Source organism: Neobacillus sp. YX16 (assembly GCF_030123505.1).
Classification (GTDB): domain Bacteria; phylum Bacillota; class Bacilli; order Bacillales; family Cytobacillaceae; genus Neobacillus.
In genome coordinates this window covers 718,658-734,968 of the sequence record NZ_CP126115.1, presented here as the reverse complement: position 1 = coordinate 734,968, position 16,311 = coordinate 718,658, and the positions used below count along the sequence as shown (strand labels likewise).

12 protein-coding genes and 2 pseudogenes are annotated in these 16,311 nt (G+C 36.1%); 2 read left to right on the top strand and 12 right to left on the bottom strand.

Annotated features, from left to right (window positions below; genetic code table 11):
* Positions 1–21 precede the first annotated feature (21 nt).
* The 8 genes from larC to QNH48_RS03560 form a co-directional block, all read right to left on the bottom strand.
* Complete coding sequence (larC, locus tag QNH48_RS03595; RefSeq protein WP_283953791.1) at positions 22–1,383, bottom strand: nickel pincer cofactor biosynthesis protein LarC; 1,362 nt, start codon at positions 1,381–1,383, stop codon at positions 22–24.
* Entirely contained in the window at positions 1,364–2,059 is a 696-nt protein-coding gene (gene larB, locus QNH48_RS03590; RefSeq protein WP_283953790.1) for a nickel pincer cofactor biosynthesis protein LarB, read from the bottom strand. The genes larC and larB overlap by 20 nt, the downstream gene beginning before the upstream one ends.
* 129 nt (positions 2,060–2,188) lie before the next feature.
* Positions 2,189–3,439, bottom strand: a complete 1,251-nt coding sequence (locus tag QNH48_RS03585) for a nickel pincer cofactor-dependent isomerase, group 22 (protein ID WP_283953789.1) — start codon at positions 3,437–3,439, stop codon at positions 2,189–2,191.
* A gap of 200 nt (positions 3,440–3,639) precedes the next feature.
* A complete protein-coding gene (gene pdxA / locus QNH48_RS03580; RefSeq protein WP_283953788.1) occupies positions 3,640–4,638 on the bottom strand; it encodes a 4-hydroxythreonine-4-phosphate dehydrogenase PdxA in 999 nt (332 codons plus the stop codon).
* Between the two features lie 163 nt (positions 4,639–4,801).
* Positions 4,802–6,127 (bottom strand): four-carbon acid sugar kinase family protein, encoded by a 1,326-nt coding sequence (locus QNH48_RS03575; RefSeq protein WP_283953787.1) that lies wholly within the window; start codon positions 6,125–6,127, stop codon positions 4,802–4,804.
* 321 nt (positions 6,128–6,448) lie between these two features.
* On the bottom strand, positions 6,449–8,221 hold the full coding sequence (locus QNH48_RS03570; protein ID WP_283953786.1) for a sigma-54-dependent Fis family transcriptional regulator: 1,773 nt from the start codon (positions 8,219–8,221) through the stop codon (positions 6,449–6,451).
* Positions 8,222–8,301: 80 nt separating this feature from the next.
* Positions 8,302–9,117: an ATP-dependent sacrificial sulfur transferase LarE gene (gene larE / locus QNH48_RS03565; protein ID WP_283953785.1), complete on the bottom strand. Its 816-nt coding sequence runs from the start codon at positions 9,115–9,117 to the stop codon at positions 8,302–8,304.
* A 243-nt stretch (positions 9,118–9,360) separates the two neighbouring features.
* Positions 9,361–10,707: a gluconate:H+ symporter gene (locus tag QNH48_RS03560; protein ID WP_283953784.1), complete on the bottom strand. Its 1,347-nt coding sequence runs from the start codon at positions 10,705–10,707 to the stop codon at positions 9,361–9,363.
* 625 nt (positions 10,708–11,332) lie between these two features.
* Here QNH48_RS03560 and QNH48_RS03555 point away from each other — a divergent pair.
* Positions 11,333–11,539: a hypothetical protein gene (locus QNH48_RS03555; RefSeq protein WP_283953783.1), complete on the top strand. Its 207-nt coding sequence runs from the start codon at positions 11,333–11,335 to the stop codon at positions 11,537–11,539.
* A 147-nt stretch (positions 11,540–11,686) separates the two neighbouring features.
* Here QNH48_RS03555 and QNH48_RS03550 read toward each other — a convergent pair.
* The 4 genes and pseudogenes from QNH48_RS03550 to QNH48_RS03535 all read right to left on the bottom strand — a co-directional run.
* A pseudogene (locus QNH48_RS03550) lies at positions 11,687–11,797 on the bottom strand (methylated-DNA--[protein]-cysteine S-methyltransferase); the annotation flags it as partial.
* A pseudogene (locus QNH48_RS03545) lies at positions 11,797–12,018 on the bottom strand (isocitrate lyase/phosphoenolpyruvate mutase family protein); the annotation flags it as partial. The pseudogenes QNH48_RS03550 and QNH48_RS03545, both read right to left, overlap by 1 nt.
* A gap of 222 nt (positions 12,019–12,240) precedes the next feature.
* Positions 12,241–13,101: an EamA family transporter gene (locus QNH48_RS03540; RefSeq protein ID WP_283953782.1), complete on the bottom strand. Its 861-nt coding sequence runs from the start codon at positions 13,099–13,101 to the stop codon at positions 12,241–12,243.
* Positions 13,102–13,581: 480 nt separating this feature from the next.
* Positions 13,582–14,457, bottom strand: coding sequence for an SMI1/KNR4 family protein (locus tag QNH48_RS03535; protein ID WP_283953781.1), 876 nt, complete (start codon positions 14,455–14,457; stop codon positions 13,582–13,584).
* Between the two features lie 444 nt (positions 14,458–14,901).
* On the opposite strand from QNH48_RS03535, the gene QNH48_RS03530 reads away from it, so the two are divergent.
* On the top strand, positions 14,902–16,140 hold the full coding sequence (locus QNH48_RS03530) for an IS110 family RNA-guided transposase (RefSeq protein ID WP_283951265.1): 1,239 nt from the start codon (positions 14,902–14,904) through the stop codon (positions 16,138–16,140).
* The last annotated feature ends 171 nt before the right edge of the window (positions 16,141–16,311 follow it).

Below are 16,311 nucleotides of genomic sequence, written 5' to 3'. Positions count from 1 at the left end.
TATATCGTTTAGAAAAAATATTTAGTAAAGTTTTCCGATGTACAACTCCTCGAGTACCTTCCTTGCTTCCAACTGGAAGACTGAGTAGATTTCCTGAAGAGGTACATCGTATTTAGTAGCTGCCTCTTTAATCTCTTCATACTCGGGTGTTATTTTGTAAATTTTATCACCTTCGTATCCAATTTTAACTGTCAATTTCCCATAAGGAGTTTCTATCTTATCAAAACGACGTGACAGGATTCTCCTTTTGCATTCGGACTTACGAACACCAAATGTACTGGTTTCTTTAAGTAGCAGCTCTTCCATTGCCATACTATCTTGTGGCTTTGTAAGAACTGTAATAAGTGAACCAGGTCTGCTTTTTTTCATTGTTACTGGAGTAAAATAAACATCTAGTGCCCCGTGTTTTAGAACCTTTTCCATAACATACCCCAAAGTTTCCCCTGTGATATCATCTAACTGACACTCAAGTATGGATATTGTCTCTCTTTGAGGTTCAACATTTTCCTGAAAAAGAACAACTCGTAATACATTCGGATGATCGAAATTCTTTTTTCCAGCCCCATAACCAATCCGCTCTATTGACATGGCAGGCATATGGCCGTATTCATCAACCAGCGCTTTTAAAAATCCTGCTCCTGTTGGGGTCGTTAACTCACCCTTTACATGAAAATCTGCCAAGGGTACTCCCCTTAATATTTCAGCAGTAGCCGGAGCAGGAATGGGATAAAGACCATGTGCCATCATTACTTTCCCATATCCTGTTGGAACAGGCGAAGCAATGAGCTTATCGATTCCCAGGTTCTCTAGGGCCAAACATACCCCGATTACATCAATAATAGAATCCATTGCCCCTACTTCATGGAAGTGAACATCTTTTGGATCCATGCCATGGATTTTACCCTCTGCCTCGGCAATCACTTGAAAAACAGCTCTACTTCTCTTCTTAACTCGGCTAGGTAATTCGCTTTCATTTATCATATTTAAAATAGTCGAGGCTTTTCTATGTGAATGATGATGGTGCCCACTATGCGAATGGCTATGGTCTTCATGATGGTGATCATGCTCGCTATGCGAATGGCTATGGCCTTCATGATGGTGTTGGTGCTCATTATGCGAATGCCAGTGGTCTTCATGATGGTGTTGGTGTTTACTAAGCGAATGAACATCAAGAACCTGTGCTTCTTCTTTAAAGTGAAGGTCGAGCAGTTTTGCAGAAATTCCTTTCTTATCTACTTGCTTCACATTTAAAGAAAAAGGATCAATTTGCAGCTTCTCCAGATGCTCTCTAATATATGATATCTCTGCTCCTAAATCGATCAATGCTGATAATGTCATATCACCTGAGATTCCGGATTGGCAATCAAGATAAAGTACTTTCATGGTTTACCCCCTCTGAAACAAGCTGAAGGATTAGGGCTGCCTGATATGCTGCTCCAAATCCATTGTCAATATTTACAACACTCATACCAGATGCACAAGATGTCAACATACCAAGAAGGGGAGTTAGACCTTGAAGATGTGCACCATACCCAACAGAAGTTGGTACTGCTATCACTGGGCGTCGTACTAAACCGCCTACTACACTTGGCAATGCCCCTTCCATCCCTGCGACAACAATGAGAACACTAGCTTTGGTGATTTCTTCGCGATACGCTAGTAATCGATCAATACCTGCAACACCTACATCATAGAGTCGTTTTACCTTACATCCCATCCACTCAGCGGTAACTGCGGCTTCTTCTGCAACTGGCAAATCTGAAGTACCTGCACACATTACCATTACTTCACCTTGATATTGACGAGAAGCTGAACCGAAAAGCAAAATTCGTGATACAGCATCATATCGTGCTGAAGGGAATTGCTCTAATAGTAATGTTGCCTTTTCTTCTGATAGACGAGTTACCATTACTTTCCTATGCTTTTCAATCAGCTTTCCCATGATTTGACCAATTTGCTCAGATGTTTTCCCTTCTCCATAAATCACCTCTGGATAACCTGTACGTCTTTCTCGATCTATATCTACTTTACTGAATCCTAAATCTTCAAATTTACTCATGAAATCCACCCACGCTCCCCAACCTCTCTATTAACTCCTGACTCTACCCCTAACACATTAATTGGGCCATGTCATCGATTATGATGCATGGCCCAATTAATAGCTTAAATCCTCACAACAGATACCCTGTTACATCGGCAACAAATAACCATCTTCATCAAACTTCATTTCATGCAGATCCTCTAATACTTCGATGTTTTCTTTATCTTTCAACTCATTAAAAATGACTTCAGATACAAATAACTCCCCAATATGAAGAGTATTTGGGATCCTTACAATTCTTGCCTCTTCGGTTGCAACTCCCCAGTTAGCGCGTAGAGCTGCTTTTAGTGCCTCTTGGTCATTATCAAGAACAATTGGAATGCTAGCTCGAGCTAAAAATGTACTAGTGACCACATTTTCATTCATTGTTTTCAAATCGATTTTTTCAAATAAACGCTTTGTTGTTAAATCTGACAACCCAATTCCCAGCGCATTACCATGGCTAGCTTCACTTAAATCTGAAGCTATTATGTATTTGATACTAGGTTTTTTCGGCTCTTCTACCCCTAATACTCGAATACGGCCAATAATATTCGTATCCATACCTGTTCCACTGAAATTTTTACCAATTTCATCAACTACCAAAATATCCATTTCATCAACTGGAAGACTTGGCATCAAATCAAATGCATTTTTTAATAATTCTCTTTCGCGTTCTTCAATTTTGTCTGGATCGATGGCTTCAATGATGGCTGTTTCTTCATGAGCGTTTTCTACTATGGCTATACCAAACAGTGTATTTGAATTGCAAATGGCAACCTTTCCAACCTCGGGCATCATTTCACTAATTCCCTTAATGCCATATGTGTGTAAAGCCAAAGCTTGTTTATGTTTACCCATTCCGATTGACGCCATTTTTAGAACGCCGCTTTCAATTTTATTTTTAAAATCAGTATGGGGCTTAACACGGCCCATAATAATGATTCCATCTGCATGATAAGCATGCTTATCAACATAAACAGGGATACCTGCTGACGTTTCTCCAACCACCTCAACATCCATTGATGATCGAATTTCACAACCAGTAGATTCTTCTGTTACACCTAAGCCATCTAGTACCTCAATTTGACCTTCAGCTGTAGCTCCTCCGTGGCTTCCCATTGAAGGAATGATAAACGGTGTTGCTCCTCTCTTTTTAATTTCATCAGCAACACTTTTAACGATTAAAGGAATGTTTGCAATCCCCCTGCTTCCAACGGTAATGGCGATCTCCATGCCGGGCTTTATTTTTTCATCCGCTTTTACATGATTAAATTGCTCTGAAATGGTTGCAGCGATATCCTTTAAACTTTCTACATGAAATTGTTGTCTTATTTTCGCAAATTTTGGTAAAGACATCAAATTACACTCCTTCGTTTATAATAAATATCCTATAGCTTTGATCTGTTTATATGCAAGTCTTCTTTTAATTCCTAGAAATGTACAATTATGCATGTTTAACTCTAGATACCAAATTGTTCTTAATCAACGTCTTAATAAAAAGGGAAACCAAGAAAAGCAAGAAATCTGTAATAGAATTCCTTGCTAATTAATTATGGTTATTTTTCAGGAGCTAATTCAATCGCCATACGGATAGCTTCTTTTAACGATAGCTCATCCGCAATATTTTTCCCTGCGATATCAAAAGCCGTACCATGGTCAACGCTTGTACGGATTGTTGGAAGACCGACAGTAATATTAACTCCAGCTTCTAAACCCAATACTTTAATTGGACCATGACCTTGGTCATGATATTGTGCAACAACAATATCAAAATCACCGCGTTTTGCTCTAAAGAATAATGTATCTGCAGGAAGTGGCCCTTGGACATTAATTCCTTCTGCCTGGGCTTTTTCTACAGCCGGAATAATTTTTTCCTCTTCTTCACCATTTCCAAAAAGTCCATTTTCTCCAGCATGAGGATTAATTCCACATACTGCAATTCGCGGAGATTTAATCCCTGCTTTTTGTAATGTTTCATGAGCAAGTTTAATAACTGTATATTGACGCTCCACATTAATTTTATTAATTGCATCCATAAGTCCAACATGAGTTGTTACATGAATAACTCTTAAGCCAGGAGCAGATAGCATCATAGCGAAATCTTTTGTATTTGTTAATTCTGCCAAGATTTCAGTATGACCCGGATAAATATGACCAGCTTTATGAAGCGCTTCTTTATTTAAAGGTGCTGTACAAATTCCTTGAATTTTTTTCTCATTTGCAAAAGCAATTGCCTTTTCTAAATAACGAAAAGCAGCATTTCCAGCTTCAGGAGAAACTTGTCCCCACGGTAAATCTTCGGATACTAAATCTAAATCGATAATATCGATTGTTCCGTATTGATACTTTGCCTCTTCAGGATTTGAAATACTATTTAATTGAAGATCAAGATTTGTTACATCTAAAGCTCTTTTTAGAATTTTAAGATCGCCAATGACAAATGGACGGCATTTTTCATAAATGTTCCTATCATTCAAAGATTTGACGATAATTTCAGGTCCGACTCCTGAAGGATCCCCCATTGTAATAGCGATACATGGTATATTGGTAGCCATAATCATTTCCTCCCGTTTCACATCTTATTTCGCCAAGCATATGTCGAATTACAAAATAACTTGCGATTCCACATATGCTTGGCGTTTTTCCTGCTCATTTCCAAACTTAAGTGTACTTTTTTTCAGCTAAACAGCATTTAATTTAGTTCATTTTATGAAATAGTTATATACCGCCCACCGCAGTTTTTAACATGGCATTTACGTTAGTTATTGTTTGAAGAGCTTTTGAAAGTGCTTGTTCAGTTCCAAATGCACCCGCTTTTGTAACAAGTGGAATACCGTCAAATGTACCACCGAACAATTTACCGTAAGGAATACCAGCTTCAACTTCACCAATTACTCGAATTCCTTCGCCGTTTAATTCTTTACATGTAGCTCCGGCAATATCCCCGCCTGTTAAGACAGTCCCGCAAATGTCCTTGCTTTCAATTAATTGACCTGCAATTATTCCCATGGCTTGGGCAATTGTATTCCCTACATCAAAGTTTGTTAAACCAAGTTTCCGTTGGAGATCCTTGACTCTATTTATCGCCTCTCGCTCACGATTAGTTGTTACCACTAAATCGCCTTTATCCAGTAATGCTTGACCAGCTTTAACAATACGTTCAATTTCAAGTTTTCTTCTATCTTCATAAAAGAATTCTTCAGGAGAAATAACAATTTCTTTTACATTATGTTTCACTTTCAAATCTTGAATTTGCCGATGAATGATAGAATTTACACTACCTGCTACTACAAGCACCGGAAGTCGTTCACCCATCTGTGTTGTACGTAATAGTTCTTCACTCTGACCTGTGCGGTAAAGATGATAAGCAATGCCGGCCGAACCAACCCAAAGAAAATTTTCATGTAATAATTGTGCAGCCTCAACAATGGTCTTTAGTTCTTCATCAGTAGTTGCATCAATGATGATAATTTTTGAGCTTTCACTTGAGGACAACTCATTCATTTTTTCTGATAAATGACTTTTTCCTTTTCGTACATCAGAAATGGAAATTAATTCTACTCCCCGTTTACTTTGCCCCTGCAACAATTTTGGCAGGTAACTTTCTTTTACCGGGCAGGAAGGATCATGAGCAATTTCAGTCTCCTCTAAAATTACACCATTGACATAATGATTTCCGTTTTTTGTTATTCGATTGCTTTTCGGAAAAGCCGGTACCACAAACGAAGTCTTAAAATTATATACATCCATTACTGCATCAATTTCCGGACCAATATTTCCCCTCATTGTTGAATCTATCTTCTTAAAGACTTTTGAAACACCGAATTTGTTCAATTGTGTTGATATATTAAAAACGACATCATAAGCCTTTGCAGAATTTAATGCACGACTATCTGAATTTAAAACAATGACATCTTCTCTTAAATGTGTTGGGTGTAATTGTGTATCGGAAAATAGCACGATCGTGTTTAAACCTTGTTTTGCAAATTGGACACCAGTATCATTTGCACCAGTTAAATCATCCGCTATAACTGCTAGTTTCACCTACGTTCCGCCCCCCTTTATACTCAATTTTAGTTTGTATTGTTTGTGTTTTTTATATTACCGCTCATTTTGCCTATTATTATTGCATTTTTAGTTATTCAATTTGTTTCTCGTTTATATTCTGCAACATGCAACAGATTTTTTCTTACCGCGCCATTTACGTTTCTTAAAACACTAAAAACGCTTACAATAATAATAAAATAAAATGTTGCATTTAGCAATGTTTTTTAAAATTTTTCTCGCTTTTTTTATTTATGTTGATTTTCGCAACAATAATTACACATGCCTCATTATTCTGTGGAAACAAAAAAGCGCAAGCTGTTATTTTAGCTTGCGCCACAATGTAGAACGGTTAATCCCTAAACGTTTAGCCGCTTTTGATTGGTTCAACCCTTCCTCTTCAAGAACTTTATTTATCACTTGTTGTTCAATTTCTTCCAATGTGCCACTTATATCGATTTGTGCTAATGCATCTCTCGTCTTCTCTTGCTGCTCTAATCGTTTAAGAACTGTTTCAACCTCATCCTTCTCGATATAATAAGAATGTGTTTGTATAAATAATCGTTCGATAACTTGTTTAAGTTGTTCTACATTTCCTGGCCAATCATAGTTAGTAATCTCCTCTAAAGCATCAAGTCGAATCCCAACTACTCCATTTCCATATTTCGGATGTAATTCAGAAATAAATACATGAACTAAATCCTCAATATCTTTTCTGCGTTCTCTCAAAGGTGGTATATGAATTTTTAATTGCGCCAATGTATTATACAACTCAGGATAAAACGTGCCATTTCTGACCTTTTCTTCAATAGTATCATCAGAAGACACTATCCATTGCAGCTTTTTATCCTTTTCATTCTTAAGTATTTGATATAACTCCTTTTGCATATTAGAGTTCAATTTATCGATATTTTTTAAGAAAATTACTCCATTGGCGTATTTTTGAAAAAAGTCTTCGTTCATTAAATCTTTTAGTTGTTCTGCACTTAATATGTCACAATGTAAGATGATAAATGGTTCATTCATGGTTTTCCTTTTTAAATAAATGGAATGGGCAGTTAATTCTTTTCCATTTCCCTTTTCCCCAGAAATCCACACAGGTTCTTCATTTCTACTGTATTGATTTATTACCTTTAACACCTTTTGAATCTGTTCGCTTTTTCCAGAAATAGGAATATAAGGAGCAGATGTATGAAATTCTATTGCATTCAGGTTCACATCCCCTCCCTGTACAATAGCTTGATTAGGCAGGTTTTTTTCAAAAAATAATACAATATTATCTTCTTGAGGACATGTCGTTATTTTCCAAAATGAATCATTAATGTGGACTGTTTTTGTTTGCTTTTCACGTGTTATGGCAGTTTCTTGTATCAACTCTTTTATATTTGTCGAATTCTCTAATTTTATCCAATGAAATTCTTTATTGAAACTTTCATTTCCATAGACAATTTTATTTTCTCTATTAATAATCCCGATTGCCTGTTGGTTACAATCAAGAATAGATTGAAATAAAGAAACATCCTGTTGCAACCGCGAGAACATACGATATGTCCTTCTCGTTTCTTCTAATGCTTCAATAATTGCTTCCTTTCCCGAAGTGATTAGAACTCCTGTCAGACCTAATTGCTTAGCAGCTTGAACCGTAACCACATCTCCGATCACTACTTCATAGCCAAGATTTTTTAAATTCGTTAATTTTTCTTTAACCTCTATATCTCTTGTTATCGTAAATGTATTAATGTCAAAGTCAAGAAGCTTACATATCGTAGCAGCCCCTTGTGTAATATTCGAGAATCCAACGATAGCAGCTTTTCGTGAAAATCCTTTTACAAGAGTTAAAATGCGTAATACATCATAGCCAGACACCTGAATGTCAATCACTGGTATAGATACTGCCTCCTGGATCATTGAAGCTGTACCGCCACGGCTGATTATGACATGATAGCCATTATTTTCAGCCTCCTTTGCAATAGCCACACCTTCATATAAATTACCTAATTCAACTTGTAATTGAATATCTTCAACTTCTTGAGCGACCTCTTTCATCATTTCATACAGTCCCTCATATGGGACAATTACTAATGCTTTAATCATTTCCATTTCACCTTCTGTTACAAAAATCAACCTAAATATTTCTAGTAATAGCTTACCATTATTGTAATATAGACTCGCCTTTAGTATTGACTTGTGTTTGTTGTTAACACTTTATTCATGCTGCCGCTTACATAGCCCTGAAGATCAAGGGTGACATATTTATATCCGAATAATTGAAGGTTTTCCATGATATCTTTTTGGTTTGTTAATACTAACTCCATATCTTGAGGCTCTACTTCAATCCTAGCAATGTCTTCATGAGTTCGAACGCGAACTTGTCTAATCCCTAATCCTTTTATATAATCCTCAGACTTTTCAACCTTTGTTAATTTTTCCTGCGTAATTTTTTCACCATAGGCTATTCGTGAAGATAAACAAGCGAACGATGGTTTTTCCCAAGTAGGCAAGTTTAATTGTTTTGAAAGTTCACGAATTTCTTCCTTATAAAGATTTGCCTCTTGAAGTGGCCCACGGACACCATGTTCCTTGGCTGCACGTACCCCAGGGCGATGTTCACTCATATCATCAGCAATTAAACCATATACAACGTTTTTAAATCCCTTCTGGTGCATGATCGGAACGATTTCTTCGAATAATCCATTTTTACAGAAATAACAACGGTTCCTGTCATTTTCTGCGTAGCCCGGTATATTTAATTCAGAGGTTTCAATCACTTGGTGTGTCGCACCAATCATTTTGGCTAACTTCTTAGCTTCTTCTAATTCACTTGAAGGGTACGTTTCAGAATCAGCCGTAACAGCCAAGACATTTTCAACTCCTAAAACATCAACCGCAACTTTTAATAACAACGTACTATCGACACCACCAGAAAAAGCAACAACAACATTGTCCATCTTTTTTAAGATTTCTTTCAGACGTTCATACTTCTCATTCATCCTAATTCCACCTATCTCTATATTCTTAAGCTATTTTTAATATAAAATTTACTGTTGTAAAATCTTTATAGAATTTCATATCGACCCGAAAAAGAATTTGTGCATTTTGCAACACCATTTAATTATAAGCGAATATCTACCAAAGTAACAGTAGTTAATAAAGCGATATCAAAGACATTTTTTAAGTAAAATAATAAAAAGAAACCATTTTATAGAATATATAAAATGGTCACTTTTGTAATTTTAAACAAATAGATCTAATAATAAAGTAAATACTAATCCTGATACAGCAACAATGGTGGAAAGTACAGTATAAGTTCCAAATGCTTCTTTCAAGGTCATTCCCAATGACTCTTTAACCATCCAGAATCCAGCATCATTAACATGTGATGCAATCGCACTGCCGGCTCCAGTTGCAAGTGCGACTAGTTCTAAGTTGACATCAGGGATTGTAGCAAGTGCTGGAAGAACTAACCCTGCAGTTGTTAAAGTTGCAACAGTTCCCGATCCTAAGCAGATACGTAATATTGCTGCGACAGTCCATGCAAAAAAGACAGGTGACATAGCAGAGCCTTCGAATATTTTAGCGACATAATCACCAACTCCGCCATCAATAAGTACTTGTTTTAATGCACCGCCACCACCAATAATTAAAAGCAGCATACCCAATGCATTAATTGCTGAAGAACAAGAATTCATTAAATTCTTCATCGGAACATTTCTTCTTATTCCCATTGTGTAAATTGCTAGCAATAAAGAAAGCAACATAGCAGTCGAAGAGTTACCAATAAAACGAATAATTTTTACTAACATATTATCTGTAAATCCTAAAGCTGGTTGAATAATATCAACCGCGGCACCTAAAGCCATTAACATAACTGGAAATAATGCTGTAAATACACTTATACCAAAACCAGGTGTTTCTTCTATTTTGAATGTTTTTTGAACACCAAAAGACTCACTGCCTTCTCTAGTCCACGCAGTCGGGACAATTTTTTTAGCAAGCTTAGGATACAAAATACCTGCTAAAATTACAGTTGGTATTGCGACAATAATTCCGTAAATTAATACTAAGCCAATATTTGCACCATATTCTGCAGCTACTGCTGTTGGACCCGGATGCGGAGGTAAGAAAGCATGTGTCGCTAATGCAGCCGTTACCATAGGAAGACCTAAGTGTACAATAGAAACTTTTAATTCTTTTGCGATTGAGAAAATAATTGGAACTAATAATACGATTGTAACTTCAAGAAATAATGCGATACCCACAATAAATGAAGCAAATAAAACAGCCCATTGAATTCTTTTTTCACCAAACCTGTCAATTAAGGTTGTTGCAATGCGATTAGCTCCACCTGCATCTGCAATTAACCTTCCCAGCATTGCGCCCATTCCAAATATTAATGCAATGTGACCAAGGGTTCCCCCTAAACCGCTTTCAATTGACTTAACTACATCTCCCATAGGCATTCCCAGTGATAAAGCTACGATGAATGAAACGATAATTAATGAAACAAATGTGTTTAATTTGAAGCCCATAATAAAAATAAGTAATAATAGTACCCCTATTGCAATAATTACTAATGGCATAGTAATCCTCCCCTTTTGTTTTCTATTTGTTTTTAAAAATGCTGCAATTTATTTCTTTACTTATGACGTAAATAGATATGTTCATACCGACAACGTTTCTGTACTTTCACAAAGGACTAAACTGGTAACTCTCTCTCCATACTTGCAAAGGCTTACATTAACATACAAAAAAATAAGACTACTATTCCTTTATTTCTCCAGTTATTCATTAGTGATAGAAATCGTTCTATGAAAGTCTATCTTAGCGTCAATAAGTTCTAAAACATAGTAAATAGATAATTTTGCAACACATTTTACCATCCAATGCTTAGTGAAGAACAAATCGGTTTAAAATGTTGTTTTTCACATCACACTTACCATGTAAAATATTTTATAATCTTCGAATAATCTTGTCAAGTGGAGAAATTGGATTATATTTGTTCCTTTTTACAACAGTTATCATTTGTTTATAACTCATATGAATCTATTTCCCTTCATTATTCGATATGTAGGGGAATTTTAATCAGTATTTTCCATTCCTTTATATAAAGCGGTTTCATAAATAAACCTATACTGTGGGTTATTTCACTGTCATGAGTAATATATTTTAAGGAGGTATTATTCGTATAAAAAGGGGAGATTTTACATGCGGAGATATAGGTGGTTATTTTTAACTTTAGCTATTTTCTTTACTTTTCTTTTGGCAGTATGTTCATCTTCTCCAAGAAACACAACTCAAGATGATAATAAAACCGATATAGAAGAGATTGAGCCACAATACAGATCCATCGATTACATGTCTACAGATGAATTAAAAGCAGAACTGGAAAAGATAAAAAAACAATATCAATAATATTTATAGTGGTTTTAATGGAAACTTATTTTCTTAAAATAAGAAAGACCAGTATATAGGACTATCCCCTTAATGTAGACTGTCTACTCAACGGGGCTAATGTCAATTACTGGACTTTTCTTACCTTAAAACTTCATTTACGTTTCCATTTGAACCAATAATTCGATGACAAGGAATCACGATACTTAACTTGTTTTTTCCATTTGCACTTCCTACTGCTCGAATGGCTTTTTCTTTCCCAATAGAAACAGCTATATCACATTCTTAGTTATTGTTTTGATGATTTCTAAATGTCGGTCAAAATCAATTAATTCACCTTCTGCAAATCCAAGAGAATTGTCAATTCCCCAACTCGTAGTTCCAATAGCTTTGAATCCCACTTTCTCGAGCTTTAAGGCGGATAGCAGATCCCAAGCATTTCCTAAGGATAGTATTTCCTTGGATGTATGTAACTCATTGAATTCCTGAATTTTAGACATATTAACTCCTCCTAATGGATATTAAACCCATTTTAACAAGGAATTTATATTCATTTCGTCCTCATTCTTGCTCTTATGGTCTATGAAAGTAAAAAAGAGAAGTACATTCGACTTCTCTAAAAAAACCTCATTTATTTATGGTACGGTTCACCATATCATAAGTTCCAATGAACTATATTTCTACGCGTAAAAACATTTTGACTCTTCATTAAAGGGGGGCTACTACAAAATAAGTAATATTGTTCCAACAGTAATAATGATACCACCTATTATTATGTGTTTTGCCGCTTTTTCTTTTAAAATCCAAAAACTCATTAGCATCGTGATGACTACGCTAAATTTATCAATAGGTGCGACAATCGATACCTTCCCCATCGCTAGTGCTGCAAAGTAGCATAACCAGGATAAACCCGTAGCCACTCCAGACAGAACCAAAAAGAGATACCCCTTTTTCGAAATGCTTTTCAATTTCTTGTGAGATCCTTGGTAAAATACAATGGCCCAAGCAAATACAAGGATCACAATGGTGCGTAGAAAAGTAGCTACATTGGAATCGACATCCTCCATTCCTACCTTTGCTAATATCGATGTTAAGGCAGCAAATACGGCTGCCAAAATAGCATACACAATATATTGTTGCGAACCTGAAAATCGTTTCTTATCTTCATTTTTTCCAATCAATATAAACGTTCCTATCGCGATAATCGCTCCTCCCGTTAAAACCAAAGGCTCCGCAGGCTCCCCTAACACAAGAATAGAGAAAATAATGGTGAGTACTACACTGGATTTATCTATCGGTACCACTTTGGAAACATCGCCGATGGCTAGTGCTTTAAAGAAAAACAACCATGAAAAACCCGTTGCTAATCCAGAAAGTAGAATAAACCATAATGCGCTGGGAGAAATCTGAGGAATACTATCTAGTTGTCCGGTTATAATCACAATCAAAAATGCCATGATTAATACCACAATGGTCCGAATGGCTGTTGCTAGGTTTGAGTTGACATTTTCAATGCCGACTTTTGCTAAGATTGCTGTAAATGAAGCAAATAAAGCTGCCAATAATGCTAAAATAATACTCATCGTGCACCTGCTTTTTTTATGTTTAAATATTTTCAGAGAGTCAAAATCATTATCTACTATACATTTATGTACGACTAATGTTCGCAAAACTCCCCCTCATATTATTATGTTATGTTTATAATTTTAGCAATTATGGGTGTCTCACAAGCTTTATTTATCCCAGCATTAACTTATGTTTTTCTTTAACCCTTTCCCTTTTCTAAACCTCACAGTAAAAAAAGAAGTACACCCTATGATTGAATTCTAACTGAAATCGAAAAGGCTTACTAAAATAAAGTAAAAGGGTTCCGTTTTGATGTGCTTTTCTAAAAAATAAGTGCCGAAATGGTAGCCGTCTTGACATCGTTATTGGTATATAAAAAAGCAAAACTCACCATAATTGGCGAGTTTCTTTATTAGGAATACCTAAGCCTTATTTCACGAAAGCACCCGTTAGCTGAATAAACAAAGGTGTATTTTACTGCTCGTTGGTGAATAGCATTATTCCTCATCTACAAAGTCAATCATCACTCCAACAACCTTTTTTGAAATGTTATATTTTACTTTCACCTCGTACATTCCGTCACCATAACCAGACATTGAAACCACACCATCTGAGACAACTCCCCCCTGTGCATCTGAAGCAACTGCCTCATCAAATTGGATGGCTTCGTTTCTACCAAATGTTTTAAAATCAAAAATTCCTGCTTGTGCAGAGTCAACTCCAATCTGTTTATCGCAAACATGCCATTTCCCACTTGGTTTCTTTTCCCCATAAAATACAAATAAGTTTTTAACAACTTCATCAGGAGTATAAGAAATGGAAGCTGTCCAATTACCATTTTTCACATTTAAAAGTACGATTTGCAACTCAGCTTCTTCATCCACTTTATAGTACGGGTCAGTAACAATTAGCTTTCCACTTTCAACCATAAAAGTGCCAAGTTTATTAGGCTTATTAGTATTCACTTTCGGCACATGCCGATCAATAAATTCACTTAATGATAAAGACGCATATTTGCCTAACCCAGTTTTGTCATTCCAAGTATAAATTAGTTCCTGCATAAATCTTTTCCTAATTCGATAGCAGAGTTTGTCACCACTCATTTTTTCACCAATACAAACCATATCACTCGGTAGATTTTTGGGTCTGTTTTGATTTTGTTTTACTATATCAATTGTTAATGCAGTTTGTTCATTAGTTTGAATAGGGAACAAAGTCCAATCGCCAAATTTTGCTCCATTCGTTTCTAAAAAAAGTTCCTTGTATTCATCTGGAAAAATAGCACCAAGTGCTTTTTCTGTTTTTTTCAATTCAACTAACGGCACGCCAGCCACTTTCGAACTTGGATTAATCATGTTTATTACTTTCTTCATCTCTTCCTCCATGATACTTACGGATTACATTGTCATACTACATTCAAATTAACTATGAATGTTTTCTATATTTATTATAAAAAAACCTCTATTTATTCAATAAAATAAAGCATTTCTTCTTCCACTAAACTACCCCGTTAGTGGAACAAGAAAAAAGCCGCCGAAGCAGCTGGTGGTCTTAAACTATCGCACCCGTTCGTAATATAAGGTTAGCCAGATTTTTCTGGTTGACCTTTTTTCATATGGTCTTATGATTACGGTAGTCGGGGTAGAACGTCGCACCCGTGGGATTCAATCCCGTTAGCTAAACTGTTCACCCCCTACTTGTATAAACATGTTTCAGGCTGGTTGGGACATAGATCCCGTTTAACAAGCGAACCTATGACATTACAAGAAGCCTTAGGGGATACCGACTAATATTGCATTTCAGGGAGGAGATAAAGTATGAATCCAGTCATTGGTCTGGATGTATCAAAAGGGGAAAGTCAGGTACAAGCTTTTTTAGATAAAGGTAAGCCATACCGTAAGAGCTTTAGTATTAATCATGATCTTGAGGGTTTGGGGAATTTATTAGATTTCCTTCAAGAAGTTGAGAAATCAGCAGGTGGTCATCAACCTTCGGTCGTTTTAGAATCCACTGGGCACTATCATATTCCCGTTATTCAGTTTTTAGAGGAACAAAAATATGTTTATATTATCGTCAATCCTCTTATCTCACACAGAGCCAAGAGCTCAAGCCTAAGAAAGGTAAAAACAGATGCAATCGATGCTTATCACCTTTGTGAATTGTATTATAAAGAAGAATTAGAGCCTTACAAGAAGCGTGGAGTTCAACTCTTAAACCTTCGTAATCTAACAAGACAACAAGAGAGTATTGCAGAAATATCAGCGAAAACAAAGTTACAGCTTCATTCTTTAATCGATCAGGTATTTCCAGAGTATCGAGGTGTATTTGGAAGCCTATATTCGAAAGTATCATTGCTTACTTTACTAGAGTTCCCTACTTCTAAGGCTGTATTAAGTGTGAGTGAAAAAGAGTTAACGGATACAATAGCTTCATTATGCATGAGTCGTTCGGAGTCATGGGCAAAGGAAAAAGCACAGAAGTTAAGAGAAGCAGCCCTTCGTGATCCTTTTCAAAACAATCTCTATGATAGTCATATTTTCAACCTTGAAATTTTGGTTAAGATTGTTCTTCAATACCAAGAGCATCTATCCAATATTGCGGATGAAATAGATGCCCTCGCTAGCGAAATTGAAGAATATGAAATCCTTCAATCTATCCCTGGAATCGGAGAAAAAATCGCTGCAACGATTATTTCTGAAATCGGAGAGATAGATCGGTTTAATGGTGCCAAGAGGTTGGTTGCATTCGCTGGAATAGATCCTAGTGTGTACTCTTCAGGAAAGTTTACTGCATCGGTAAACCGAATAACCAAACGTGGCTCGTGTAGGCTTCGCCACGCCTTGTATATGGCTGTTCAAAGTGGTATTCGGGATTCCCGTAAAAAGAAAACGACTGATGAGATTATTCCACGCAATAGAAGACTACGAGAGTTTTACGATAAGAAACGAGAAGAAGGAAAACCCTTTAGAGTAGCGATCATTGCCTGTACAAATAAGCTCTTACATTGGATTTACGCCTTATTAAAAAGCAGATCTACTTTCCAAGATATAGCTTAAAATCTATATCTAACTAAATACAACAAAACCTTCCAAAAAGAGCATAACGGAAGGTTATTTGGCATGAATATTTTTAGTATAACATGAGGTTATTAAACTTTTAATTGAAAAATGTTGACAAACTATTAGCTGGTTTAGCTTAAGTACAATATTTCACAATCTTGCTTTCTT

Excerpts from the sequence above, each read along its gene's own strand:
- larC (WP_283953791.1), bottom strand. The coding sequence starts at position 1,383 with ATGAAAGTACTTTATCTTGATTGCCAATCCGGAATCTCAGGTGATATG.
- larB (WP_283953790.1), bottom strand. The coding sequence starts at position 2,059 with ATGAGTAAATTTGAAGATTTAGGATTCAGTAAAGTAGATATAGATCGA.
- QNH48_RS03585 (WP_283953789.1), bottom strand. The coding sequence starts at position 3,439 with ATGTCTTTACCAAAATTTGCGAAAATAAGACAACAATTTCATGTAGAA.
- pdxA (WP_283953788.1), bottom strand. The coding sequence starts at position 4,638 with ATGGCTACCAATATACCATGTATCGCTATTACAATGGGGGATCCTTCA.
- QNH48_RS03570 (WP_283953786.1), bottom strand. The coding sequence starts at position 8,221 with ATGATTAAAGCATTAGTAATTGTCCCATATGAGGGACTGTATGAAATG.
- larE (WP_283953785.1), bottom strand. The coding sequence starts at position 9,117 with ATGAATGAGAAGTATGAACGTCTGAAAGAAATCTTAAAAAAGATGGAC.
- QNH48_RS03560 (WP_283953784.1), bottom strand. The coding sequence starts at position 10,707 with ATGCCATTAGTAATTATTGCAATAGGGGTACTATTATTACTTATTTTT.
- QNH48_RS03555 (WP_283953783.1), top strand. The coding sequence starts at position 11,333 with ATGCGGAGATATAGGTGGTTATTTTTAACTTTAGCTATTTTCTTTACT.
- QNH48_RS03540 (WP_283953782.1), bottom strand. The coding sequence starts at position 13,101 with ATGAGTATTATTTTAGCATTATTGGCAGCTTTATTTGCTTCATTTACA.
- QNH48_RS03535 (WP_283953781.1), bottom strand. The coding sequence starts at position 14,457 with ATGAAGAAAGTAATAAACATGATTAATCCAAGTTCGAAAGTGGCTGGC.
- QNH48_RS03530 (WP_283951265.1), top strand. The coding sequence starts at position 14,902 with ATGAATCCAGTCATTGGTCTGGATGTATCAAAAGGGGAAAGTCAGGTA.